21 protein-coding genes and 1 pseudogene are annotated in these 23,721 nt (G+C 66.8%); 9 read left to right on the plus strand and 13 right to left on the minus strand.

Annotated elements, in window-relative coordinates:
• Positions 1 to 169: 169 nt before the first annotated feature.
• Genes QTI05_RS00765 through QTI05_RS00785 form a run of 5 tightly spaced genes read right to left on the minus strand, consistent with a single transcriptional unit; the run spans position 170 to position 8,040 of the window.
• Entirely contained in the window at positions 170 to 1,555 is a 1,386-nt protein-coding gene (locus tag QTI05_RS00765; RefSeq protein WP_286622549.1) for a heavy metal sensor histidine kinase, read from the minus strand.
• Entirely contained in the window at positions 1,552 to 2,238 is a 687-nt protein-coding gene (locus QTI05_RS00770) for a heavy metal response regulator transcription factor (protein ID WP_286622550.1), read from the minus strand. The genes QTI05_RS00765 and QTI05_RS00770 overlap by 4 nt, the downstream gene beginning before the upstream one ends.
• A complete protein-coding gene (locus QTI05_RS00775; protein WP_286622551.1) occupies positions 2,235 to 5,399 on the minus strand; it encodes an efflux RND transporter permease subunit in 3,165 nt (1,054 codons plus the stop codon). The genes QTI05_RS00770 and QTI05_RS00775 overlap by 4 nt, the downstream gene beginning before the upstream one ends.
• Positions 5,396 to 6,553 (minus strand): efflux RND transporter periplasmic adaptor subunit, encoded by a 1,158-nt coding sequence (locus QTI05_RS00780; RefSeq protein WP_286622552.1) that lies wholly within the window; start codon positions 6,551 to 6,553, stop codon positions 5,396 to 5,398. Before QTI05_RS00780 ends, QTI05_RS00775 begins: the two co-directional genes overlap by 4 nt.
• A 38-nt stretch (positions 6,554 to 6,591) precedes the next feature.
• Positions 6,592 to 8,040, minus strand: a complete 1,449-nt coding sequence (locus QTI05_RS00785; RefSeq protein WP_286622553.1) for an efflux transporter outer membrane subunit — start codon at positions 8,038 to 8,040, stop codon at positions 6,592 to 6,594.
• A 92-nt stretch (positions 8,041 to 8,132) separates the two neighbouring features.
• Here QTI05_RS00785 and QTI05_RS00790 point away from each other — a divergent pair, with 92 nt between their 5' ends.
• Positions 8,133 to 8,861, plus strand: coding sequence for a winged helix-turn-helix domain-containing protein (locus QTI05_RS00790; protein WP_286622554.1), 729 nt, complete (start codon positions 8,133 to 8,135; stop codon positions 8,859 to 8,861).
• Positions 8,861 to 10,909, plus strand: a complete 2,049-nt coding sequence (locus tag QTI05_RS00795; RefSeq protein ID WP_286622555.1) for a GAF domain-containing protein — start codon at positions 8,861 to 8,863, stop codon at positions 10,907 to 10,909. Before QTI05_RS00790 ends, QTI05_RS00795 begins: the two co-directional genes overlap by 1 nt.
• 3 nt (positions 10,910 to 10,912) lie before the next feature.
• On the opposite strand, the gene QTI05_RS00800 is transcribed toward QTI05_RS00795, so the two are convergent.
• Positions 10,913 to 11,644 carry a Crp/Fnr family transcriptional regulator gene (locus QTI05_RS00800; protein ID WP_286542680.1) on the minus strand — a complete coding sequence of 244 codons (732 nt, stop codon included), beginning with the start codon at positions 11,642 to 11,644 and terminating at the stop codon, positions 10,913 to 10,915.
• Between the two features lie 188 nt (positions 11,645 to 11,832).
• Here QTI05_RS00800 and QTI05_RS00805 point away from each other — a divergent pair, with 188 nt between their 5' ends.
• Positions 11,833 to 12,540, plus strand: coding sequence for a Rossmann-fold NAD(P)-binding domain-containing protein (locus tag QTI05_RS00805; protein WP_286657773.1), 708 nt, complete (start codon positions 11,833 to 11,835; stop codon positions 12,538 to 12,540).
• Between the two features lie 18 nt (positions 12,541 to 12,558).
• On the opposite strand, the gene QTI05_RS00810 is transcribed toward QTI05_RS00805, so the two are convergent.
• Positions 12,559 to 12,924 (minus strand): YbaN family protein, encoded by a 366-nt coding sequence (locus QTI05_RS00810; protein WP_286622557.1) that lies wholly within the window; start codon positions 12,922 to 12,924, stop codon positions 12,559 to 12,561.
• A gap of 139 nt (positions 12,925 to 13,063) precedes the next feature.
• Between QTI05_RS00810 and QTI05_RS00815 the strand changes: the two genes are divergently transcribed.
• Positions 13,064 to 13,465, plus strand: coding sequence for a ribonucleotide reductase subunit alpha (locus QTI05_RS00815; protein ID WP_286622558.1), 402 nt, complete (start codon positions 13,064 to 13,066; stop codon positions 13,463 to 13,465).
• Between the two features lie 26 nt (positions 13,466 to 13,491).
• On the opposite strand, the gene QTI05_RS00820 is transcribed toward QTI05_RS00815, so the two are convergent.
• Complete coding sequence (locus QTI05_RS00820) at positions 13,492 to 14,778, minus strand: NAD(P)H-dependent flavin oxidoreductase (protein ID WP_286622559.1); 1,287 nt, start codon at positions 14,776 to 14,778, stop codon at positions 13,492 to 13,494.
• Positions 14,779 to 15,059: 281 nt separating this feature from the next.
• Between QTI05_RS00820 and QTI05_RS00825 the strand changes: the two genes are divergently transcribed.
• Both QTI05_RS00825 and QTI05_RS00830 read left to right on the plus strand, forming a co-directional pair.
• On the plus strand, positions 15,060 to 15,740 hold the full coding sequence (locus QTI05_RS00825; RefSeq protein WP_286622560.1) for a peroxiredoxin-like family protein: 681 nt from the start codon (positions 15,060 to 15,062) through the stop codon (positions 15,738 to 15,740).
• A 105-nt stretch (positions 15,741 to 15,845) separates the two neighbouring features.
• A pseudogene (locus tag QTI05_RS00830) lies at positions 15,846 to 16,071 on the plus strand (hypothetical protein); the annotation flags it as partial.
• On the opposite strand, the gene QTI05_RS00835 reads toward QTI05_RS00830, so the two are convergent.
• From QTI05_RS00835 to QTI05_RS00855, 5 genes are all read right to left on the minus strand, one after another.
• Entirely contained in the window at positions 16,071 to 16,997 is a 927-nt protein-coding gene (locus QTI05_RS00835; RefSeq protein ID WP_286622561.1) for a hydroxymethylglutaryl-CoA lyase, read from the minus strand. The pseudogene QTI05_RS00830 and the gene QTI05_RS00835 sit on opposite strands and share 1 nt — an antisense overlap.
• Positions 16,994 to 17,635, minus strand: a complete 642-nt coding sequence (leuD, locus tag QTI05_RS00840; RefSeq protein WP_286542670.1) for a 3-isopropylmalate dehydratase small subunit — start codon at positions 17,633 to 17,635, stop codon at positions 16,994 to 16,996. Before leuD ends, QTI05_RS00835 begins: the two co-directional genes overlap by 4 nt.
• Positions 17,635 to 19,044 (minus strand): 3-isopropylmalate dehydratase large subunit, encoded by a 1,410-nt coding sequence (gene leuC, locus QTI05_RS00845; RefSeq protein ID WP_286542668.1) that lies wholly within the window; start codon positions 19,042 to 19,044, stop codon positions 17,635 to 17,637. Before leuC ends, leuD begins: the two co-directional genes overlap by 1 nt.
• Positions 19,045 to 19,056: 12 nt before the next feature.
• Positions 19,057 to 20,031, minus strand: coding sequence for a Bug family tripartite tricarboxylate transporter substrate binding protein (locus QTI05_RS00850; protein ID WP_286542666.1), 975 nt, complete (start codon positions 20,029 to 20,031; stop codon positions 19,057 to 19,059).
• A gap of 85 nt (positions 20,032 to 20,116) precedes the next feature.
• Positions 20,117 to 21,301, minus strand: coding sequence for a CaiB/BaiF CoA transferase family protein (locus QTI05_RS00855; protein ID WP_286657774.1), 1,185 nt, complete (start codon positions 21,299 to 21,301; stop codon positions 20,117 to 20,119).
• Between the two features lie 69 nt (positions 21,302 to 21,370).
• On the opposite strand from QTI05_RS00855, the gene QTI05_RS00860 reads away from it, so the two are divergent.
• The 3 genes from QTI05_RS00860 to QTI05_RS00870 all read left to right on the plus strand — a co-directional run bounded on the left by QTI05_RS00860 (position 21,371) and on the right by QTI05_RS00870 (position 23,716).
• Positions 21,371 to 22,078, plus strand: coding sequence for an IclR family transcriptional regulator (locus QTI05_RS00860; protein ID WP_286622563.1), 708 nt, complete (start codon positions 21,371 to 21,373; stop codon positions 22,076 to 22,078).
• A gap of 17 nt (positions 22,079 to 22,095) precedes the next feature.
• A complete protein-coding gene (locus tag QTI05_RS00865; RefSeq protein WP_286622564.1) occupies positions 22,096 to 22,773 on the plus strand; it encodes a glutathione S-transferase family protein in 678 nt (225 codons plus the stop codon).
• A gap of 115 nt (positions 22,774 to 22,888) precedes the next feature.
• Positions 22,889 to 23,716, plus strand: coding sequence for a hypothetical protein (locus QTI05_RS00870; protein WP_286657775.1), 828 nt, complete (start codon positions 22,889 to 22,891; stop codon positions 23,714 to 23,716).
• Positions 23,717 to 23,721 lie beyond the last annotated feature (5 nt).

The raw sequence follows: 23,721 nt of genomic DNA on the forward strand, positions 1-23,721 counted from the left end.
CGCCAATTCTCCCGGACGCTGAAGTCGACCGCGATAGAAGGAACCCCCGAGCCATTCAACGGGTTGTGCGCTTGCCGCTTGCCGCATGACGCGGCGTGAAGCCCTACAAGCAGCAGCGCTCACGAGGGGCTGAACGAAATGCCGGAAGCGGCCGAAAGACAACCGAGTTCTAACGAACGCTCAGGCGCATTTCCGGCACCGGGTCGAGCGCCACGCTGAAGCCGACCGTCGTTGTGCCCCCGGTCGAGCGCGCGAACACGGTGCCGTTGTGCATCAGGGCCACGGCCTTGACGATGGCCAGGCCGAGCCCGTGGTTCTCGCCGCTGTTGCGGCGCGAGACGTCGACGCGGTAGAAGCGGTCGAACAGGCGCGGCAACTGATCGGACGCGATCGGCGCACTCGGGTTCGAGAAGCTCACCTCGGCCGAATGCGCCTGTTGGCCGATGCGCACCAGCACGCTGGCGCCCGGCTGCGAATGCTGGATCGCGTTCTGCAGCAGGTTGGTCAGTGCGCGGCGGAACAGCGAGGTCTCGATCGGCGCCATGGCGTCGCCCTCAACCTGCACCGTCATGCCGGCCTCGTCGAGCAGCAGCTCGAGAAACTCCACCGTCTTGTCGACCTCCGCCGCGATCGAGGAGGCCACCAGCCTGCGGGCCCGCACGCCCTGCTCGGCGCGCGCGAGAAACAGCATGTCGGAGACGATCGTGCGCAGCCGCTCCAGTTCTTCGAGATCGGACTGCAGCACCTCCTGCAGTTCGGCCGCGCTGCGCGGACGCGCCAGCGCAACCTGCGTCTGGCCGATCAGGTTGGCCAGTGGTGTGCGCAACTCGTGCGCCACGTCGTCGCTGAAGGTCTCGAGCTGCCGGTAGGCCGCATCGAGCCGGTCGAGCGCCGCATTGAACGAGGCGCCAAGATGGGCCAGCTCGCGCGGCAGGGCCGGCAGTTGCAGGCGTTGCGCGCGGTTGTCGGGCCCGATGCGCTGGGCATCGGCCGACAGGCGCTGGACCGGGCCGAGGCCGATGCGCGCGATCCAGTAGCCCAGCGCGGCCGCCAGCGCCGTGCCGGCGAGCGTCAGCGCGACGAGCGCGGTCTCGAAGGCGCGCAGGGTGCTGCTGAAGGGCTCGGCGTCCACGCCGGCCATGAAGCGCACCGCCGGGCGCAGGTCGTTGGCCGGCAGTGACTGGCCGCGCACGCGCATGGGCTTCGGGGGCGTTCCGACAGACAGCTCCACGCTCTGCTGCATAGCGGCGGCGAGCTGCGGCATGTCGGCGCCGTAGCGGAACGCCGGGTCCTCGCTCCACATCCAGAAGCGGGTGCGGGTGTCTGCGGAACTCAGGGTCTCGAGCTTTTCGCGCATGCGTTCACCAAGCTTCGCCGCGCGGCCATGCTGCAGGATGTACGCCATGTCTTCCAGGCGGGCGTCGATCTGCTCCTCCTGGTGGCGCAGGAGCTCGTGCGAGAGCACCCGGTGCAGCGAAGCGCCGACCAGCGCGAAGCCCGCCATCGCCGCGACGGCGAACATCAGCGCCAGCCGCACGGCGATCGAGTTCCTCATTCGGGCACCTCGCCGCCGCGGTTCTCCAGCACATAGCCCATGCCGCGGATGGTGTGCAGGAGGTTGCGGCCGAAGGGTGCGTCGATCTTGGTGCGCAGCCGCTTGATGGCGACCTCGACCACGTTGGTGTTGCTGTCGAAGTTCATGTCCCACACCAGCTCGGCAATCACCGTCTTGGAAAGGATCTCGCCCTGGCGCCGCGCGAGCACCGCGAGCAGCGCGAACTCCTTGGCGGTGAGGTCGATGCGCTGGCTGCCGCGAACCGCCTTGCGGCTGATCAGGTCGACGCGCAGGTCGCCGACGCGCAGCAGCGTCGACTCGTGGCTGCGCCCGCGGCGCGTCAGCGCCTGCAGCCGGGCCAGCAGTTCGAGGAAGGAAAACGGCTTGACCAGGTAGTCGTCGGCACCGTCCTGCAGGCCGCGCACGCGGTCTTCCACGCCGTCGCGCGCGGTCAGCATGATCACCGGCGTGTTCTTTACGCTGCGCAGCGACTTGAGGATCGAGAAGCCGTCGAGCCCCGGCAGCATCACGTCGAGCACGATCACGTCGAAGTCGAAGTGCAGCGCCATGTGCTGGCCGTCGATGCCGTCGAAGGCGAGATCGACCGCACAACCCTGCTCCGTCAGGCCCTGGTACAGGTAGTCGGCCGTCTTGCGCTCGTCTTCGACGATCAGCACTTTCATTCGATCGCAGCTCCCGCCGCGGCTGCCTCGGGCGGCCAGTTCTGCCGGCGTGCCGCCTTGCGGCGCACGTACCAGTGGTGCGCCCGGTCGAGGTAGAGGTAGATCACCGGCGTGGTGAAGAGCGTGAGCATCTGCGACAGGATCAGTCCGCCCACCATCGCGTAGCCGAGCGGGCGCCGAAGTTCCGAGCCGGCGCCGTGGCCGAGCATCAGCGGCAGGCCGCTCAGCAATGCGCACATGGTGGTCATCATGATGGGCCGGAAGCGCAGCACGCAGGCTTCGAAGATCGCATCGGCCGGCGACATGCCCTTGTCGCGTTCCGCGTGCAGGGCGAAGTCGACCATCATGATGCCGTTCTTTTTCACGATGCCGATCAGGAGAATGATGCCGATCAATGCGATCACGCTCAGATCGTACCCGCCGGCCATCAGGATCAGCAGCGCACCCACGCCGGCCGAAGGCAGCGTCGACAGGATGGTCAGCGGGTGGATGTAGCTCTCGTAGAGCAGCCCCAGCACGATGTAGACCGAGATCAGCGCCGCCGCGATCAGGTAGGGCTGGGTGCGCAGCGAATCGCCGAAGGCCTGCGCCGCGCCCTGGAAGGTGCCCGAGAGCGTCGGCGGCACGCCCATCCGGGCCTGCGCGGCGTTGATCGCATCCACCGCCTGGCCCAGCGAGGCGCCCGGCTTCAGGTTGAACGAAAGCGTCACGGCCGGGAACTGCCCCTGGTGCGCGATCGCGAGGTAGCCGGTCTTGCTGGTGTCGAGCTTGACGAAGGTCGAGAGCGGAATCTGCTGGCCGTTGATCGGCGAGGTGAGGTAGAGGCGGTCGAACAGCGAGGGGTCGCGCTGCAGTTCGGGCGTGACCTCGAGCACCACGTTGTAGCTGTTGAGCTGGGTGAAGTACTGCGCCACCTGGCGCTGGCCGATCGCGTCGTAGATGGTGGCGTCGACCATCGCCGGCGAGATGCCGTAGCTCGATGCGCGCTGCCGGTCCACCGTGACCATGGCGGTGGGCGCGGCGTTCTGCTGGTCGGAAGTCACGTCGGTCAGCTCCGGCAGCCGGCGCATTGTGTCCAGCAGCCGCGGCGCCCAGAGGTTGAGCTCGGCCAGGTCGGAATCGGTGAGCGTGTACTGGTACTGCGTGCGCGACAGCCGCCCGCCGACGCTGATGTCCTGGCCGGCCTGCATGAAGAGCGTGACGCCCTGCACCGGCGCGAGCTTGGGCCGCAGCCGCGCGATCACCTCGTCGGCAGTCGCGGTGCGGCCCTCGTCCACGGGCTTGAGGCCGATGAAGAAATTGCCCGAGTTGAAGGTGCTGGCGCCGGCCTGCATGCCGAAGGAGGCCACGTCCGGGTCCCGCCGGATGATGTCCGCCAGCTGCAGCATGCGATCGTGCATGGCAGCGGAAGAAGAGTCCTGCGCCGCGTCGGCGGAGCCGAAGATGAAGCCCGTGTCCTGCTGCGGGAAGAAGCCCTTCGGAATCACGACGAACAACGCCACGGTGGCCGCCACCGTGAGTATGAAGCTCATCAGCGTGATGAACGGATGGCGCAGCACCAGGTGCAGGCCGCGCTTGTAGCCGTTCAGCATGGCGTCGAAGCCGCGCTCGAAGAGCTGGTAGGCGCGGCCGTGCTGCTCGCCGCCGGCGTGCGGCTTGAGGAACCTCGCGCACAGCATCGGCGTGAGCGTCAGCGAGATCAGCACCGAGACGGCGATGGTCAGCGTCACCGTGACCGCGAACTCGCGGAAAAGGCGCCCGACGATGCCGCCCATCAGCAGCAGCGGAATGAACACCGCCACCAGCGACACCGAGATCGAGATGATGGTGAAGCCGATCTCCCCGGCCCCCTGCAGCGCGGCCTCCAGCGGCGCCATGCCGTCCTCGATGTGGCGGTAGATGTTCTCCAGCATCACGATCGCGTCGTCGACCACGAAGCCGACCGCGATGGTCAGCGCCATCAGCGAGAGGTTGTCCAGGCTGTAGCCCACCACGTACATCACGGCCGCGGTGCCCAGCAGCGCGAGCGGCACCGTGACGCTCGGGATCAGCGTGACGGTCACGTTGCGCAGGAAGACGAAGATCACGCCCACCACCAGCGCGATCGACAGCACCAGCGTGAACTCCACGTCCTTGACCGAGGCACGGATGGTCTGGGTGCGGTCGACCAGCGTGTCGACGGTCACGCTCGGCGGAATCGCGGCCTTGAGCCGCGGCAGCGCGGCCTGGATGCGGTCGACCGTCTCGATCACGTTGGCACCGGGCTGCTTGGTGATGGCCAGCATGATGGCGCGGTTGGCTTCGGGCTCGTCGCCGTGCGCCGCCTTGTCCGCGTAGCCCCAGGCGGCCACCTTGCTGTTCTCCGGCCCGTCGACGGCCACGCCGACGTCGCGCACGCGGATCGGCGCGCCGTTGCGCCAGGCCAGCACCATGTCGTTCCACGGCGCGGCCTTGAGCAGCTGGTCGTTGGTGTAGACGTTGAGCGCCTGGCGCTCGCCGTCGAGCGTGCCGGTCGGTTGGCTGACGGTGGTCTGGGCGATCACGCCGCGCACGTCTTCCAGGCTCAGGCCGACCGCCTTGATCTTGGCCGGGTCGACCTGGATGCGCACCGCCGGCTTCTGCACGCCGAAGATGTTGACCAGCCCGACCCCGGCGATGCGCGAGATCTGCTGCGCCAGCACGTTGTCGGCATAGTCGTTGACCTGGATCAGCGGCAGCACCTTGGACTGCACGCCCAGGATCAGCACCGCCGAATCGGCCGGGTTGATCTTGCGGAAGCTCGGCGGGCTCGGCAGGTTGTTGGGCAACTGCCCGCCCGCCGCGTTGATGGCGGTCTGCACGTCAAGCGCGGCGCCGTCGATGTTGCGATCCAGGTCGAACTGCAGCGTGATCTGGGACTGGCCGAGCGAGCTGCTCGAGCTCATCTGGCTCAGGCCCGCGATCAGCGAGAACTGGCGCTCCAGCGGCTGCGCCACGTTGGCGGCCATGGTCTCCGGGCTCGCACCCGGCAATCGCCCCGTGACCTGGATCGTCGGAAAGTCGACCTGCGGCAGCGGCGCCACCGGCAGCAGCGGCCAGGCGACGATGCCGATCAGCAGCACCGCCAGCGCCAGCAGCGAGGTGCCGATCGGCCGCTTGATGAAACCGGCCGAGATGCTCAAGGTTTCGCTCCTGCAACGGTGGTCGGCGCATCGCCGTTCGCCCGGGATTCGGCGATGCGCGCACCTGGCGTCAGGCGGTACTGGCCATCGACCACGACGCGGTCGCCGGCTGCCAGCCCCTTGCCGATGGTGGCCTTGCCATCGGCGGTGTCAGCCACCTCGACCGGCTGCACGCGCACTTTGTCGTCCGGCCCGACCACGTAGGCAAAGAAGCCGGCCTGGCTGCGCTGCACCACCGCCTGCGGCACCGTGAGCGCATCGGCGCGCTCGCCCAGCACCACGCGCGCATCGACCGACTGCCCGGGCCACAGCTTGTGCTCGGCATTCGGAAACTGCGCCTTGAGCGCGATGGTGCCGGTGGCGGTGTCGATCTGGTTGTTGAGCAGCACCAGCTTGCCCGTGGCGAGCACGGCGCGCGTGTCGCGGTCGATCGCCTGCACCTGCAGCGGCTCGCGGCTGTCGCGCAGCGCACTGTTCACCGACTGGAAGCTGGCCTCGGGCAAGGTGAACTGCACCGCGATCGGGTCGATCTGGTTGATCACCAGCAGCCCGTTGGCATCGGCGGCATGCACGATGTTGCCGGGATCGACCAGGCGCGCGCCGACGCGCCCGCCGATCGGTGCGCTGATGGTGGTGAAGTCCAGCTGCACCTGCGCGAAGTGGATCTGTGCCTGGTCGCTCTTGAGCGCGGCCTCCAGCTGGCCGACCAGCGCGCGCTGCGTGTCGAGCGTCTGCTGGCTGGTCGCGTCTTCCTTGATAAGGTCGCCGTAGCGCTTCAGGTCGGCTCGCGCATTGGCCAGTTGCGCCTCGTCCTTGGCCTTCTGCGCGAGCACCTGCTCCAGCTGTGCCTGGTAGGTGCGCGGATCGATGCGCGCCAGCACCTGGCCGGCCTTGACGTCCTGCCCTTCCCGAAAGTCGACGCGGTCGAGCTGGCCGTCGATGCGCGTGCGCACGGTGACGGTCGCCACGGTCATTGCCGTGCCGACGCCACTGCGCGCGATCGGCACGGTTTCGCGGGCGACCCGCACGGTGCTGGCCGGCACCGGCGCCGCTCCGGTATTGGCGCGCGGCGGCTTCGGGCCGAGCCAGTGCCAACCGCCCCAGGCCAGCAGGAGCACAACCAGCAGCGCGAGCAGGTAGACAGGCCAGCGCATACGCCGGCGAACGGGGGATTCAGGGGACACCATGACTTTCATTTCCCGGCCGAAGCCGTGTTTGCGGACGCCTGCAGCTGCGAGGCATTCCAGCCGCCGCCCACCGCCTTGACCAGCGCGACGCTGGCGGCGAACTGGCGGCTCTCGAGCTGCAAGGCCGTGCGCTCATTGGTCAACGCGAGCGCCTGGGCCGTCACGACGCTCAGGTAGGTGGTGGTGCCGGCTCGGTACTGGCTCAGCGACACTCGCTCCGCCGCGCGTGCCGAGGTCACCGCCTGATCCTGCGCATCGCGCTCCTGCGCCAGCAGTTCGAGCGCGGCCAGGTTGTCCTCGACCTCCTGGAAGCCCGCCAGCACCGTCTTGCGGTACTGGGCGGCGGAGGCGTCGAAGACGGCACGCGCCTGCGCCACCTGCGCGCTGCGCAGCCCGCCGTCGAGCAGCGTGCCGGCCAGCGCGGCGCCGAGCGCCCACACCTTGTCAGGCGCGGCCAGCCAGCGGCCCAGGCCGGCGCCGCTGAAGCCGCCGCCGGCCGTGAGCGAAAGCGTCGGGTAGTAGGCCGCCTGCGCGACGCCGATGCCGGCGTTGGCGGCGGCGGCGCGGCGCTCGGCGCCCGCGATGTCGGGCCGCCGCTCGAGCAGCTCCGACGGCAGGCCGACGGGCACCTGCGGCAACTTGAGCGCCAGGTCGTCCGGCGGCAGCGAGAAGCTGGACGGCGTCTTGCCCAGCAGCACCGCGATTGCATGCTCGAGCTGGCGGCGCGTGAGCACGGTGTCGATCGCCTGGGCCTGCGCCGCCTGCAGCGTAGTGTTGGCGAGTTCCACGTCGCTGCGCGTCACCACGCCGGCGCGGTACTGGCTTTGCGTGATCTGCAGGGACTTTCGGTAAGCCTCGAGCGTGCGGTCGTAGAGCTTCTGCTGCGCATCGGCGACACGCAGCTGGATGTAGTCATTGGCCAGCTCCGCCTGAACCGCAAGGCGCGCCGCGGCCAGATCCGCTTCGCTGGCCTCTGCGCTGTCGCTCGCGCCTTCGACTGCGCGGCGCACCCTGCCCCAGAGATCCGGCTCCCAGCCGGCCTGCAGCGACCAGGCGTGCGCGTTGCCGAGCGTGGTCGAGCCGGTGGCGGTCTTGCTGCGCGCTCGGCTCACCGAAGCATCGACGCCCACGGTCGGGTACCAGGCAGATTGCGCGTTCTGCACCAGCGCCTGCGCCTCGCGGTACTGTGCTTCGGCAATCCGGATGTCCTGGTTGGCGCTGACGGCTTCAGCAACCAGTGCGTCGAGCCGCGGGTCGCCGAAAGCAGCCCACCAGGGGAGGGCTGTGTCCGCGCTGGCCGGCGTGGCGGTTTTCCAGCCGCCGCTGGTTTTCAAGCTGTCGCCTTCCTTGAAGGCCGGCGCCGCGGCGCCTTCGGGCAACGCCGGGCGCCGGTAGTCCGGGCCGACGGCACAAGCCGTCAGCGACACCAGCAGGGCGAGACACAGGATTCGCATGCGGCCCACTCTAGGCAGGCGGGCCGGACGCCAGCCTGACGGCTGGATGACATTGCTGTCAGGTTGCGCGCTTCAAGGGCTAACATGCCCCGATGACTTCTCCCACGCACCTCGCCGTCCTCGACGACGAGGTCGAAATCACCACGCTGCTCGCAACCTATCTGCAAGGCCACGGCTTTCGGGTCAGCCAGCTGCATTCCGGCAAGGCGCTCATGGCGCTGATGGCGCACGATGCGCCCATGCTCGTGCTGCTCGACCTGGGCCTGCCCGGCGAGGACGGCTTTGTCATCGCGCGCCAGCTGCGCGAGCACTGGCGCTGCGGGCTGGTGATCGTCACCGGCCGGGGCGATGCGGTCGACAAGGTGGTCGGCCTGGAGATCGGGGCCGACGACTACGTGACCAAGCCCTTCGACCTGCGCGAACTGGTCGCGCGCATCAAGGCCGTGTTGCGCCGTCTTGAACCGGCCGAAGCCGGGCCGGCCAAGCCGAACGCTGAAGCCTCGACGTTGCTGCGCTTCGCGCAGTGGGAGCTCGACACCGCGGCACGGCGCCTGCTCGATCCGGGCCGCAACGAGGTGGCCCTGACCACGGGCGAATTCGATCTGCTGAACACGCTGGCGGCCCACCCGGGCCGCGTGCTGTCGCGGGACTTCCTGCTCGAACACACCCGGGGCCGCGACGGCGGCCCCTTCGACCGCACCATCGATGTCCAGATCGGCCGGCTGCGCCGCAAGCTCGAGGCCGACCCGAACAATCCGCAGATCATCAAGTCGGTTCGCGGCGCGGGCTACATCCTGGTTCCCAGGGTCGAGACCGCCTGATGGAGCGCAGCTCCCTCGTTCCCGGCTTCGACGACGGCGCGGTATTCCGCTCGCTCTTCGCCGCCTACCCCGACTCGCTATTGCTGGTCGACCTCCAGGGCCAGATCGCCCTGGCCAATCCGGCCGCGGTCGATCTGCTGGGCTACACGGCCGACGAACTGGTCGGCCTCTCGGTCGACGCGCTGGTGCCCGACGCGATCCGCCCGCGCCATGCGGCCTACCGCAACGCCTACGCCGACCACCCGCGCGCCCGGCCGATGGGCATGCAGATGGACCTGGTCGCCAAGCGGCGCGACGGCAGCGAGGTGATGGTCGAGATCGCCCTGAGCCCGCTGCAGAGCCACGGGCTGCCCTATGTCGTGGCCGCGATCCGCAGCGTGGGAACCTATCCCCGCGTCAAGCAGGCCATGCAGAGAGCCCGCTATGCCGAGCATCTCGCCCAGTTCGGCCGCTTCGCAGTCGACGCACGGGATCCGAAGGAACTGCTGGAGCTCGTCCCTGCGATCGCGGCCGAAGCGCTCCAGGTCGAGACCGCCGAGATCCTGCTGCTGGAACCCAGCGGCCTCGAGTTCCGGGTTGCCGCCGTCACCGGCCCGCTCCAGGATCTCGCCGTCGGCGATCGAATTCCCAATGCGCCCAGCTCGCCCTCCGGCAGTGTCATCGCCGATGGCAAGGCACTGCTGGTGAACGACTATGCGCAGCAGCAGCGCTTCCAGCTTTCGCCGCGTGCCATCGAGCACGGGCTGGCGAGCGAGCTTGCCGTGCCGCTGTCGGATCGCGGCCGCACGATCGGCACCCTGGCCGTGCGCTCGCGCACCCCCAAGCGCTTCGGCGACGACGAGCTGCGCTTTCTCGATTCGCTGTCGAGCCTGCTCGGAACCGTGCTGCAGCGCGCGACCAGCGAAGAGGCACTCAACCATGCGCAGCGGCTCGAAACCGTCGGCCAGCTGACCGGCGGCGTCGCGCACGACTTCAACAACCTGCTGACCATCATCTCGGGCAACCTGCAAGTGCTGGAGGACGCGCCCGCCTATGCCGCCGATCCGTTGATCCAGCAACTCGTCGGTGCCGCCGCGCGCGCCACCCGGCGCGGCGCAGAACTGACCAGCAAGCTGCTCGCGTTCTCGCGCCGCCAGGTGCTTCAGCCCACCATCGTCGACACCGCCGCCCTGCTGCATTCGCTGACCGACATGCTGCGCCGCACGCTGGACCAGCGCGTCGTCATCACGCTCGATGCCGAAGACGCGCTGTGCCTGGCGGATCCGGGGCAGCTCGAATCCGCACTGCTGAACGTGGCCATCAACGCCCGCGACGCGATGCCGCTCGGCGGCACGCTCGCCTTCACCTGCCGCCTGGCGCGGTCGCTGCCCGTGAACCTCGATGCCGAGCGCGAACCGGCCGAAGCGCACGGCTATGTGGCGATCTCGATCTCGGACACCGGCGACGGAATGCCCGAAGCCGTGAAGGAACGCGCCTTCGAGCCCTTCTTCACCACCAAGGAGACCGGCCGCGGCACTGGTCTCGGCCTCTCGACCGTCTATGGTTTTGCCAGGCAGTCGCGCGGCGCCGTCAGTCTCGACAGTGCGCCCGGCGCAGGCACCACGGTGACGCTCTACCTGCCGCGCGCCGAAGGCGACGGTGTCGACGACGAAGCCTTCGACGCCGCGGCACCGGGCAGCGTGCCCGCGGGACTGCGCGTGTTGCTGGTCGAGGACGACGCCGAAGTGCGAAGCGTGGTGCAGCGGTTTCTGGCCTCGATGGCCTGCGAAGTCGTCGCTTGCGCCGACGCCGAAGAAGCATTGCGCGTGCTCGCATCGGAGTCGGACATCGGGCTGCTGCTCACCGACATCCTGCTTGGCGCCGGCATGCGCGGTACCGAACTGGCGGACGCGGCACGCACGCGGCGGCCCGGCCTGCCGGTGCTGCTGATGTCGGGCTATTCGAGCGAGCTGCTCGACGAGCCGCAAGGCCGGGAGCTGCTGCGCAAGCCCTACACGCGCATCGAGCTCGAGCGCGCCATGGCGCGGGTGCTGAACGCGGCTGCGTGAAGCTCAGTGAAGCGCCGCCGCGCTCATCGGCGCGGCGCTGCGCATGAAGCTCGTCAGCGCCTCCACCTGCGGGATGTGGATGTCGCGCCGGCCTTTCTCGGTGAAGCGGATCACGTCGCCCCGTGCCATCCGCGACAGCGCACGGCTCACGCTCTCCAGCGTCATGCCGAGGTAGTTGCCGATCTCGGCGCGCGTCATGCGCAGCGTGAACTGGTCGGTGCGCAGGCCGCGCTGCGCGAGCGCATCGGCCCAGTAGCGCAGGAAGCCGGCCACGCGCGCATCGGCTGGCAGCGTGCACAGCGACAGCATCGAGTCGTGGTCGCGCGTGAGTTCGCGGCTCATGGCTTCATGCAGCGCGGTGAGCAGCGCCGGCGTGCGAATGGCCGCCTGGAGCAATTCGTCGTAGCGGATGGCCCAGACCTCGCCGGTGTCCATTGCAACCGCGTCGCAGCCGTACTGCGCCGTCGCGATGCCGTCGAGGCCGAGCCAGTCGCCCTTGAAGTGAAGGCCGACCACCTGCTCGCGCCCTTCTCCCGACAGGTTGACCATCTTGAAGAAACCCGAACTCACGACGTAGAGGCAACCGAACTGTTGACCCACCTGGTAGACCGTATCGCCTGCGCGGACGACGCGCCGCTGGATCGGAACGCTGTCCTGCAGCAGTTGCAGCATGTCGGCGATGCGCCGCACGGCTGACCGGTGGCCCTGGGTAACGCTTGTTGCTTCGGTAGTCATCGCTTGTTGTTCCTTGCAGATCGATGGCTTGAAGCTTAGAAAACCGCGGTAACTGGAGCGCCAATGCGGCCGCCTCCTCCGTAACAGTGCGTGAATGCTCTGTGTCCGGTCGGTATCGGCGGGTGCGGGATGCCGGATTGTTGACGGCGATCAAGGCCCGGATCGCAGCAGGCACTACCTTCGCCGGTGTGGAATCCGTTCTCACCCCTCCCTCTCACCACTCGTTGCCAGACGAGCCACCGGCCGCGGAAGACATCCTGGCGATCTTTGCGGTGGCCCGCCGCCTGCGTGCGGATGCCAGCGCGGGCACGCTCGGCCAGCCGCTGCGCGGCAAGAACCTGGCGCTGCTGCTCGAAACCCCGCCCGGCGAGGAGCAGTCGGCCCTGCATCGCGCCGCGCTGGAACTCGGCGCCCGGGTCGCCGAAGTCCGGTTCGCCGACCCGGGCGGGCCGGCCTTCGCGCGGGACGGCATCCGCGGCCTGGCGCGAATGCTGGGGCGCATGTACGACGCGATCGACTGCGCCGCACTGGCGCCGGCCACCGTGCGCCAGATCGAGCAGGAGGCGGGCGTGCCGGTCTACGCCGGACTGGGCCTGGACGACCATCCGGCAAGGGCGCTGGCGGATCTCATGACCCTCTGCGAGCATCGGCCGGCGCCAGGCACATCGATCCGGTTCCTCGGCGACCCGACAACGGCGCGGGCACGCGCCTTTCTGCGCGCCGCGCGGGAGGTCGGCCTGGCGGAATCGGAGGACGCGACCTTGGTGGTGGATGCGGCCCATGGTTCGCACTGGTCGCTGAGCGGGCCGGCCGGCCCGCTGGACGCGTTTCGGCGTTCGGAAAACCACCGCTGCATGATGCAGACCCTGCTGCTCGAGACGATCGTCAAGGCCTGACCAGGCGCGCTCCGGGGCTCAAGGCTCGGGCCGTTTCCACAGCCAGATTGCGACAATCGCCATGACGAGCGGTACGCCAACCTTCACGGCGGTCGGCGCGGGCGTGAAGAGCAGCACGGCCGCACTGAAAGCCATCATCACGGTCGCGGCCCACTTCGCGCGGCGCGGCACGGCGCCGCCCTGTCGCCATTGCCGGATGTACACGCCGTAGCGGGGGTGTTCCAGGAGCCACTGCTCCAGCGCGGGCCAGCCGCGGCTGCCCGCCCAGGCGGCCGCAAGCAGAAAAGGCACCGTCGGCAGAATGGGCAGGACAACGCCGAGCACGCCGAGCGCCAGGAAGACCAGTGCCAGCACCCGCCAGAGCAGCTTCGCGATGGGACGCATCGACCCATGGTAGGCCCATCGGCGGTGCACGCGTTGACAGACGCGTCGCTGCTGGTCACGATGCTCCTTCCTGCACACGGGCCACCGGCCGCCCGGCGCCAGCGCCCCCCCCTCCTCTACCGGACACCGAAAGCCCCCCATGATTTCCAGCTTCAACGATCTGCTGCGCTCTGCGCGCGAACAGGCGCAACCGCAGCGCCTGCTGTTCGTCTTTGCCACAGCGGGCCTGCCGGACGACGCGACGCCCGAGCAGCGCGAGAGCTTCCAGGCCGGCCAGGGCGGCACGCTGACGCCGCTGATGTGTGTCGACAAGACACCCGACGAACTGGAATCTTTCGACACGCTGTGCGAGGAGTCGCGGGAGTTCGGCCAGACCTGGGATCTCGTGTTCACTGCCGCGATCTCGGGCAGCGCCGGCCTCGAGCCGACCAGCGCACAGGCCGAAGCGCCGCTCCAGCGCATGGTCGAATCGATCAAGTCCGGCGGCATCGCCGGTTTCGTCGCCTTCGACGGCGCGGGCCAGCCCGTGCAGATTGGCTGAGCCAACGAGGGCGCGATGCTGCCTGCTCAGGCCGCGTTGACGCCCAACGAAAGCGCGGCGTCCTGCCGCGTCAGCAACCGGGCCAGCAGCTCGCGCACGCTGCGGATCTGCTCGCCGAACGGCAGCGTGCCGACGCCGCGGAAGAACAAACCCTTCTTCACGTCGCCGCGCAGGGCTGCTGCCAGCTGGGTGTCGATGCAGAACTGGCCCCAACCGGCCAGCCCGTCGCGCAACCCGCATTGGGCCAGGCAGTCGAAGGCCAGCGTGCAGCGCGGCTTGACGTGCGCCACGCTCTGCAGTTTTGCCTCGGCCTTCAGGTAGCCTTTCAGCCACTGGGTTGCCACGGCACGCGCGGGCAGGCCGGCCACGCTCGTGAACTCGACCAGGTCCTCGTCGCTCGCCTCGGCCAGCACGCGCTTGAATTCGGAGTGCGCATCGCACTCGTGCGTGACGGCGAAGGGCGTGCCAAGCTGCACGGCGGCGGCGCCCAGCGCCTGCACGCGCGCGATGTCCTCGAAGCAGCGGATGCCGCCTGCCGCGATCAGCGGGATCTCCTTCTCGATGCCTGCGGCGCGCAGGAAGGCGAGCGACTGCGGAATGACGTTCTCGAAGTCGAAGCGCGGGTCGGCCAGGTCGGCGATCTTCGCGGCGCCGAGGTGGCCGCCGGCCAGCCGCGGGTGTTCGATCACTATCGCGTCGGGCAGGCGCTTCCTGCGCTCCCACTTGCGCACCAGCAGCTGCACGCCGCGCGCGTCCGAAAGTATGGGCACGAGCAGCGCGCCGGGGTGATCCTGCGCGAGATCGGGCAGGTCGAGCGGCAGGCCGGCGCCGACCACCACCGCATCGATCCCGCATTCGAGCGCGCGCGTCACCGAGGGAGCGTATTCGCCCACCGCGCGCATCACGTTGATTGCGAGCAGGCCGCGCCCGCCCGAACGCTCGCGCGCGGCATGTATCTCGCGCGCAAGCGCTTCCAGGTTGGCCGCGTTGATGTCTTCCTTGGCACGGCGCGTGGCGGCCGCTCCCGGTGCCAGCTCGCGCGTGCGCGCCATCAGGTCCGGATGATGGCGGCGCAGGTCGACCGACGAGATCGTGCCCATCGCGCCGAGCCCCGCGACGCTGCCGGCCAGCCGGTTCGCCGACACGCCGACGCCCATGCCGCCCTGGACGATCGGCAGCAGGGTCCGCTCACCCAGGCGCAGCGGCTTCAGGCCGCATTCGCGCAGCAACGCCTTCAGTTGGTCGGCGGCAGCGGCGCTGTCTGTGCTGTCTGCGGCGTGGGTGGCTGGGTCGATGTGGAGGGCAGTGGTCATGTGGGCAGCGGCAAGGCGCATGTGCGCCGCATCTGTGGCAATCGTTCACGGTAGTGGCACGCCGCGAACGTGGGTTTGACGAAGGTCAAACTTGCGCTTCGCTGCGCGGCTCGAAGACGTGCACCTCGCCCTCCTCGAGGTGTTGAAATCGCCACTACCCGCTTGCCCTTGGAGCAAAAGCGAACGAGACATCCAACATCAGGCGTTGTGCCTCCCTGCGACAAGTGATACGGTCGAACTTCCGTCTTACACCCGAAGACAAATTAAAGGAAAGAAGTTTCGTGGGAGACCAGAAACGCCCCCTGCAGCCGGGGGAAACAGCGCCCGAGTTCTCGCTTCCCGCGGCCAACCGCGAAGGCATGGTCTCGCTCGCCAGCTTGCGCGGTCGCCCGTTCTTGATCGGCTTCTTTCGAGGGCTGCATTGTCCGTTCTGCCGGCGTCAGGTGGCGCAGCTTGGCGCCCTGCAGCCTGCCTTGCGCGCCGCTGGGGTCGAGACCGTGGCTGTGATCAACACGCCGATCGAGAACGCCCGCAAGTATTCCCGCTACCGGCCGACGCCCGTGACCCTTCTGAGCGACCCGGATTGCCTCACGCACCGGGCCTTCGGCGTGCCGCGAATCGAGTTCCTCCCTGATGGCAGCAACGAGAAGCCCGAATGGCCGTATCGCGCAAGCATGGCGGAATTCGCAGCGGCACGCGTCAACCCGACCGGCGAGCTGCCGGAACCGCTGAATCCGCTGGAGTGCAATCCGGCACTCAACGCTAAGGACGGCTTCGAGATGTCTGAAGCCGATCATGCAATTTTGGCAACCCACCCCACTCAACTCACCGGGCACTTCCTGGTTGATGCGGCGGGCATCGTCTCATGGGTGCAGATCGAGGCACCGGCGGGGCCGAACAGCATCTCCATCTTTCCGACCCCGGCGCAGATCATCGCCGCCGCCGGCAAACTGGCTTCGTGAATCTGGAACGCTGACCCGGGTTGCAAACCGTGCGTCGGCGTCTGCTGCGCCAACATCATTCTTGGCATAGCTGCGGCAGGCTGCCTGTATCAGGCCTGCGTGCTGCAGCTGCAGGCGTTCGCCGACCGTGGCTACTTCAACAACCTAGAGATCAAGGCTTGCGAGGAGGCCGGAATCACAGCCTTCGTGCCGAAGTCAATGACCTCCAACGCGGAGGCGCATCCGTCGCTGGGAGCATGAAGCGGTGATCGAACGAATGCAGCAGCGGCTGGATCGCAGGCCCAACGCGATGACGCTGCGTCGATCGACCATCGAGCCGGCGCTTAGCACCTAAGCTGCAGGCAGCATCGTCTTGGGCAGCCCCGCACGCCACACCGCGCCGTGAAGAGTCTCGCCTTCCAACCACTGCGCAACCCTGGCGCGCAGTGCGATGAGCGCATCAAAATCCAGCCCTGTCGGCACGCCCATGCTTGCAAAAAGGAAGGCCGTGTCTTCCGTGGATACATTGCCGCTTGCGCCCGGTGCATGTGGGCATCCGCCAATGCCGGCGGTGCAGGCATCGAACCGGCGGACACCGGCCTCCCACGCCGCAAACACGTTGGCCAGGCCCAGGCCCCGCGTGTCGTGGAAATGTCCGCATGCCAGGCGATCGCCGGCAACGGCGAAACCCTTCTCGAACAAGCGCTTCACCTGCATCGGCTGTGCATAGCCCACCGTGTCGGCCAACCCAACGCGGTCTGCGCCCGCATCGAGCACGGCGTGCAACAGCCGCAGAACTTCACTTTCAGCGACGGCGCCCTGGATCGTGCAACCGAACGCCGTGCTGAGGCCGACCTCGAGCAAGCAGGCTGATCCGCTACTGTCGCGCAGGCTGCGGATGCGGGCGATTTCCGCCACCACCTCGTCGGGCGTTTTGCGCAAGTTGGCCAGGCTGTGGGCATGGCTCGCGGACAGGGGAAGCAGCATGACGTCTGCGCCGCTTTCCAGCGCGGCTTGCGCACCCTTGAGGTTGGGAACCAGCACGGACGTCACCAGTCCTGGAAGCCTCTTGGCGCTCGCCACCAGGTCCGCCGTGTCCGCCAGCTGGGGGAGCAGGCGTGCCGGCACAAAGGAGCCGACCTCGATCTCACGCAGTCCGGCTGCGTATGCGTCATGCAGCCATTCGAGTTTCTGCTCGGTTGGAATCGTCCTGGCGATGCTTTGAAGACCGTCGCGCAAGCCGACTTCGCGAATGATCACGGGTGTGGATGTATTCATGAGAGCCTGTTCATCAAATCAATGCGCTGCGCCCACACCCACGGGCGTGCCTGGCGGTCCCTGCGCTGGTAGGCGGCGATGTCTTCCTCGTGGCTTTCGGCAAGGGTGATCGGATCCAGCCCCTGCAGCAGGGTGTCTCGCCGTGCTTCGTCGATCTCGAAGGCATGAATCGTTCGATCCGGAAACACCACTTGGCATGAGCGCAGATCCACCGTCACTGTTTCGCCGGGGTTCCGCTCCAGCATTGCCAACAGCTCTTCCACGGCGCTTTCTGGCAGCGTCACTGGCAGGATGCCGTTCTTGATGCAGTTCTCGTAGAAGATGGATGCGAACGACGGAGCAATGATGCTGCGGAAACCGAAGTCGGCAAGTGCCCATACCGCATGCTCCCGAGAGCTGCCGCATCCGAAGTTTGCGCGCGCGACGAGGATCGAGGCACGCCGGAAAGGCTCCCGGTTCAGCACGAATTCTTGCGTCTCGGTGCCGTCCCCAGCGTATCGCCATCGATGGAAGAGATACTTTCCCAACCCGGCTTTCGACAGCGTGTAGACATGCTGGACGGCGATGATCGCGTCGGTGTCCACGTTGATCCTGGGCAACGGCGCCGCAGTGCCTTGCAATTGAACGAACGGTTCCATCAGTTTGCTCCGAGGTTGCGGGTATCGGCCAGCTTGCCGGCGATGGCTGCAGCGGCTGCCACGGCTGGGCTGGCGAGATGCGTGCGCGCACCTGGCCCCTGGCGTCCTTCGAAATTGCGGTTGGAAGTCGACACGCAGCGGCTGCCCGGCGCGACCCGATCATTGTTGACGGCAGCGCACATCGAGCACCCCGGCTCGCGCCACTCGAAACCTGCATCCAGGAAGATGCGGTCCAGGCCGAGTGCTTCCGCCTCCCGCTTCACGCTCATGGACCCGGGAACCACGATGGCCCGCACATGCGCGGCAACCTTGCGGCCTCGTGCGACAGCAGCCGCGGCTTGCAGGTCTGAAATGCGGCTGTTGGTGCAAGAACCGATGAAGACGTTGTCGATCTTCAGGCCAAGCAATGGCGCCCCGGGCCGGATGTCCATGTATTCGATGGCGCGTTGCGCGGCGTCCCGCTCTTCCTTGTCCGCGATGTGCGCCGGGTCGGGCACGAGTGCATCGATGGCGGCGACCTGCTCCGGACTGGTACCCCACGTCACTTGCGGTGCGACGACGCTGGCGTCGAAGTGGAGCTCGGCGTCGTAAGTGGCTCCCTCATCGCTCGCAAGCTCGCGCCAGTGCAAAACAGCCATCTCGAACGCATCGCCGGCGGGCGCGAATTCGCGTCCCCTGACGTAGTCGAACGTGGTGTCGTCCGGTGCAATCAACGTTGTCCTGGCTCCCGCTTCGACACCCATGTTGCACAAGGTGAATCTTCCTTCCATCGGCATCGCAGAGATGGCCTGGCCTGACAGTTCCAGTGCGTACCCTGTTGCACCCGCGGTGCCGATTTGCCCGATCAGATACAAGATGAGGTCCTTGGCGGTGACACCATCGCCGAGCACGCCATCCACACGGATGCGCATCGTTTTCGGTTTGCGCACGGCCAGGGTTTGTGTTGCCAGAACTTGCTCGACAGACGATGTACCGATGCCCCAGGCCCACGCACCCAGCGCGCCGACGGTTCCGGTGTGGCTGTCCCCACAGACCAGCGTGACGCCGGGAAGCGCGATGCCGAGTTCGGGCGCGACGACGTGAACGATGCCCTGCTGCGGATCGTGCACATCGAAGTGCCGGATCGCGTGCTCGCGCGTGTTCTTCCGGAAAGCCTGGATCAGTATTTTTCCCCCCTCGACCGTGTCGTCTCCGCGGCCGCGCTCCGTCGAAATGAGGTGGTCCGTGGTTCCGTAGGTCAGCTCCGGATTGCGCACGGTGCGTCCGGTGGATCGCAAGCCCTCGAATGCCTGGGCGCTCGTGATCTCGTACAGCAGGTGCCGGTCGATGTGGATCAGCGACTCGCCACCCGGAAGGTCGGCAATGTGATGTTGATCCCAGAGCTTCTGGAACAGCGTGCGCGGCGTCATGGCAACCCGCCTTTACTGGATGACGACACCGGAGCGTCCCACCAGTTCGCCGTGCTTGACGTACTCGGACGCGATGAACACCTTGAATTGATTCGGGGTCATGGGCGCTACCAGTGCGCCTTCGGCCGCGATCTGTTTCTGGAAGGCGGGGCTTTGCAGTGTTGTGTTGATGACTTCGTTGAGCTTGCCGACCACCTCTGGCGGCATCCCCTTGGGGCCGATCACGGCGTACCAGGCTTCGAGGACGCAGTCGGGAATGGTTTCAGACAGGGTGGGCACATTGGGCAGCGCAGGGGCCCGTTTGGCACTCGATACCGCCAACACTTTCAGACGCCCCTGCTGGACCAGACCTTCGACGGCCGCATACGACATGAAAGCCACGTCGACGACGCCGCTGACCAGATCGGGAAGAACCGGCGCCACGCCCTTGTACGGAACGTGCAACAGCGAGAAGTGCCCCTTGTCCTGCATGAACATGCCAGCAAGGTGAAGAATGGTTCCGTTGCCGGAGGAACCCAGCGTCAGCTTGTTCGGTTGCTTCAACGCGAGCGCTTTCAGTTCACCGACATTGTTCGCGGGCAGATCCGAACGCGCGACCAGAACCATGGGCGCCGTCGCGACGCCTGCAATCGGTGTGATGTCCTTCATGGCATCGAACGTCAGCTTCTTGTAGACGTGGGGAAAGACGACGTAGTTCGAGCTGATGAGCGCGATCGCGTATCCGTCGGCAGGAGCTCGCAGCAAGGCCTCGGTGCCCACGACGCCGCCGGCGCCCGGTATGTTCTCCACGACGAACGGCTGCTTCAATGCCCTGGACATCTGGTCGGCCAGACGACGCGTCATGTTGTCGGCGCCGGAACCGGCCGAGTTCGGCGTGATCATCCGAATGGGCTTGCTGGGATAGGGCTCGGCTGCGTAGGCCGGCGCGAAGGTGGCAACGAGGCCTGCAAACGCGGTGACGATAATTCTTCGGTTCAGGTGGGGCATGTTGTCTCCATGTGGTTGATTTGCGCGCGTGATTGTTTCTTTTTGAGGGGCTAGCTGCGTCGCGGCATGACGCGTTCTTGCGCGTTCAATGCGGGCCGGCGACGGTGCCGGTTGCAAAGAGATCGCGCGAATCCGCCGCCGACAATCCCCAGGCCTCGAGGTACTTGGCCGTCTGCGCGCCCACGCTCTGTGGCTGCAGGCGAACCGCTGGCTTTTGGTCGTTGATGCGGAACGGCATTGCCGGGAGTGCTGCATGCTTGCCTTCGACGCAGACATCCAGCAAGGAGCCGTTTGCGCCAAGGTGCTCGTCGTCCAGCAGGTCGAGGGGAGTGCGCACAGGTCCGAACGGAACCTGGGCCCGAATGCAGCGCGCCTCTACCTGCGCCATCGAGAAAACCGACAACGCCTCGTTGAAGCGCGGCAGCATCCAGCTCCGGGCGGCCGCGCGAGCCGTGTTGTTCGCCAATCGCGGGTCGTCGCGCAGATCGTCGAGACCGAACTCGTTGCAAAAGCGAAGCCATTGCGCATCGCTCGTGAGGCCGATGAACATCTGGCCATCGGAACACTGGCACAGGTCATACACGCCCCAAGCCTGCGTTCGATCGGGCATGGGGACCAGGTCGGTGCCGCCCAGCTGCACCATCGCCATGTGCTGCCCGACCAGGAAGGCCGTGGTTTCGTACAGCGCGCTGGTGACGAAGGCGCCGCGCCCGGATTGCTCGCGTGCGCGAAGAGCGGCCATGATGCCGATGACGCCGAACATGCCACCCGTCATGTCGACAATCGATGCACCCGCCCGGATCGGGCGTCCGGCCGGACCGGTCATGTACGCCAGGCCGCCCATCATCTGCACGACCTCGTCCAGCGCGGTGCGCGCTTCATAGGGGCCCGGCAAGAAGCCCTTCAGCGAGCAGTACACCAGCCGCTCGTTCAACGCGCTGGCAGCGGCATAGCCGTAGCCCAGGCGCGTCATGACATCGGGTCCGAAGTTCTCGATCAGGACGTCGGCCCACTGGATGGCGTTTTCCAGGATTGGACGCGACTGCGGATTCTTCAGATCCACCGCCACGCTTTCCTTGTTTCTGTTCAGGTAGCCAAAAAAGCCCGAACCGAAACCCGCCAGGCTGCGTGTCGGGTCGCCTTCAAGGCGCTCGATACGCACGACCGTGGCACCCAGGTCCGCAAGGATGAGCCCGCAGGTCGGCGCCATGACCGTGTGGCCGAAATCAAGAACTCTCACGCCGGCCAGAGGCAGTTCTGCGTTACTCAAATTGCTGTTGTGTTTCATCAGATGATCCGCTATGCTCGTTGGATGAAACTATAAGGATTGAGGCATCTGATGTCAATCAACGAAAGTACCCCCCAGGCTGCCCCTCCAAAGGGCCTTGGGGTCACTGCGCTCGAACGCGGACTTCGGCTCTTGATGGCGCTGCGCAAAGACGAAGGGCAGAAGCTCAGCGACCTGGCTCGGACAACCCAGCTTGACAAGGCCACAGCGTCAAGGTTGCTGCGGTCCTTGATGCGGTATTCGTTTGCCGTGAAGGATGCCGATGAGCGCTATCGCCTGGGACCGGCGACTGCTGTTCTCGAGGCCACGGGCGACACCACGCAGGGGATTGCAGCGGTCGTACAACCGGTCATCGATCGGATCGCCAAGGAATCGGGAGAGACCGCGAGCTTCTTTGTGAGGCATGGCGATCTGCGCCTGTGTGTGGCGCTTGCAGCCGGCCACCATGCAGTCGGCCACGTCTTGAAAGTCGGGGACGTGTTGCCGACAGAGCGCGGAGCTGGAGGACGGGTGTTGAGGCTGTACGAAGGAGGTCGGCCTGCTGACGGCCCGGACGTGGTACAGACAAGCCTTGGAGAACGCGAACCGGAACTTGCGGCCGTCGCCGCGCCGGTCTTCGATGCGAGAGGCAAGTTGCTCGGCGCGCTCTCACTCTCGGGAACCAGCACACGGTATTCGTCGGCGGAATACTTGCAAGGCATGCAGGCACGCATCGCCTCTGCTGCCGGTGAGATCGAATCCTTGTTTGCCCCCCGATAAGCAGTTGACACCGAAACATGATCACCCTGCACCATTGCGTCAGCGCACGCTCGTTCCGGCCTCTCTGGATGCTTGAAGAAATCGGGCTTTCCTACGACCTCAAGATGCTGCCCTTTCCACCGCGCGTGCTGTCGCGGCCGTATCTCGAGGTCAACCCGCTCGGCACGGTGCCTATGCTGTCCGACGGCGCCATTCGAATGACCGAATCGGCCGCGATCTGCCAATACCTGGCCGCGCAATTCTCGGCGGGCCAACTGGATGTAGGTCGTGACGAGCCAGACTTCGGGCCGTACCTCAACTACCTTCATTTCGGCGAGGCGACCTTGACCTTTCCGCAAACGCTCGTGTTGCGGTACGCACACTTCGAGTTGGCGGAGCGAAAGCAGCCGCAGGTCGCTGACGACTATGCCAAGTGGTTCTTGGCACGCCTGCGAACGCTGGAGCCGCGGCTCGCCGTGCGCGACTATCTTTGTGCAGGCCGCTTCACTGCGGCGGACGTATCGGTCGGCTACGCCCTGTTGCTGGCCGAACACCTGAGCCTGTCCGAGCGCTTCACCCCCTCGGTGGCGGCCTACTGGGAGCTTCTGCAGGCGCGACCGGGCTTCAAGGCGGCGATGGCTGCGCAATCGAGCGCCGCCAAGGCGCAGGGTGTCTCCTCGACGCCCGCCCCGGACATCAGGCACGATCGTCCTTGATGGGCACCGCGGCGCAGCTGGTACAGGGTCGGGCCGTGGCCGGCGATCATGGGGTGAACGAGGAACTTGTCGGCGATTCCCTCCTGGTGGTCGACGCAGCCGTCCAGGGGCTTCCGTGGTGGCCGCCCAACCTCTCCACCGTTCTAGTCAGGTAGGCGAAGGGATTGCTGCGCTGGAATATCAGATTCCGCAAAAAAAGAAGGTATGCATGACTCGTTCAGCAATAGTGTTGGCCGGTGCATTGGCATGTTCAACCATTGGCTGGGCGCAAGAGGCGCCTGCCCCGGCGCTGCATGAGGGCGACAAGTGGGTCTACAGCCTGAAGGTCGAGAAGCCGCCGGCCGGCTCGTCGATCCGTCATTGGGAGAACACGATCCAACGTGTCAGTTCTACCGGGATGGTCCTCGCGACCAAGCCAGTCGATTCGAACCTCCCCGCTACCGAGACTGCCTTCGAGAAAGACTGGAGTCGCATGGTAAGCATCAACGGCAGGACGACTACGACCAACAAGTATTTCGATTTTCCGCTGCGCGTCGGCAAGACATGGGAGGTCGCCGTGACGCAAGAGCATCCGACACCCAACGTGAAGCTCCTTCGGAACAAGCTGGACTACAAGGTGATCGGCTGGGAGGAAGTCACAGTGCCTGCAGGCACCTTCAAGGCACTGAAAATCGAGGCCGACGGCGAGTGGTACAACGAGTTCGAGCGCACCAACGCCGTAGCCAGTTCCGTAGTCCAAGCCGGCACGGCAGGTGGCACTTCCATCGCACAAGCGCGGTCGCCGACCACGCCAGAACCACTGACGGGCAGGTTCTACAGGGCTTTTTGGTATGTGCCGGAGGCCAAGCGGGAAATCAAGTCTGTGCTCGAAACAATCAACCAGCGTGGCGGCATCAGCCAGCGCGATACTGCGGAGCTCGAGTCGTTCACCGTGCAGCCCTGATTCGC

It is taken from the genome of Variovorax fucosicus, from assembly GCF_030316825.1.
GTDB lineage: Bacteria > Pseudomonadota > Gammaproteobacteria > Burkholderiales > Burkholderiaceae_C > Variovorax > Variovorax fucosicus.

Bases quoted from the DNA above. Each gene is read 5' to 3' on its own strand.
- QTI05_RS00765 (WP_286622549.1), bottom strand. From the start codon at position 1,555: ATGAGGAACTCGATCGCCGTGCGGCTGGCGCTGATGTTCGCCGTCGCG.
- QTI05_RS00770 (WP_286622550.1), bottom strand. From the start codon at position 2,238: ATGAAAGTGCTGATCGTCGAAGACGAGCGCAAGACGGCCGACTACCTG.
- QTI05_RS00780 (WP_286622552.1), bottom strand. From the start codon at position 6,553: ATGCGCTGGCCTGTCTACCTGCTCGCGCTGCTGGTTGTGCTCCTGCTG.
- QTI05_RS00785 (WP_286622553.1), bottom strand. From the start codon at position 8,040: ATGCGAATCCTGTGTCTCGCCCTGCTGGTGTCGCTGACGGCTTGTGCC.
- QTI05_RS00790 (WP_286622554.1), top strand. From the start codon at position 8,133: ATGACTTCTCCCACGCACCTCGCCGTCCTCGACGACGAGGTCGAAATC.
- QTI05_RS00795 (WP_286622555.1), top strand. From the start codon at position 8,861: ATGGAGCGCAGCTCCCTCGTTCCCGGCTTCGACGACGGCGCGGTATTC.
- QTI05_RS00800 (WP_286542680.1), bottom strand. From the start codon at position 11,644: ATGACTACCGAAGCAACAAGCGTTACCCAGGGCCACCGGTCAGCCGTG.
- QTI05_RS00810 (WP_286622557.1), bottom strand. From the start codon at position 12,924: ATGCGTCCCATCGCGAAGCTGCTCTGGCGGGTGCTGGCACTGGTCTTC.
- QTI05_RS00815 (WP_286622558.1), top strand. From the start codon at position 13,064: ATGATTTCCAGCTTCAACGATCTGCTGCGCTCTGCGCGCGAACAGGCG.
- QTI05_RS00820 (WP_286622559.1), bottom strand. From the start codon at position 14,778: ATGACCACTGCCCTCCACATCGACCCAGCCACCCACGCCGCAGACAGC.
- QTI05_RS00835 (WP_286622561.1), bottom strand. From the start codon at position 16,997: ATGAATACATCCACACCCGTGATCATTCGCGAAGTCGGCTTGCGCGAC.
- leuD (WP_286542670.1), bottom strand. From the start codon at position 17,635: ATGGAACCGTTCGTTCAATTGCAAGGCACTGCGGCGCCGTTGCCCAGG.
- leuC (WP_286542668.1), bottom strand. From the start codon at position 19,044: ATGACGCCGCGCACGCTGTTCCAGAAGCTCTGGGATCAACATCACATT.
- QTI05_RS00850 (WP_286542666.1), bottom strand. From the start codon at position 20,031: ATGCCCCACCTGAACCGAAGAATTATCGTCACCGCGTTTGCAGGCCTC.
- QTI05_RS00860 (WP_286622563.1), top strand. From the start codon at position 21,371: ATGTCAATCAACGAAAGTACCCCCCAGGCTGCCCCTCCAAAGGGCCTT.
- QTI05_RS00865 (WP_286622564.1), top strand. From the start codon at position 22,096: ATGATCACCCTGCACCATTGCGTCAGCGCACGCTCGTTCCGGCCTCTC.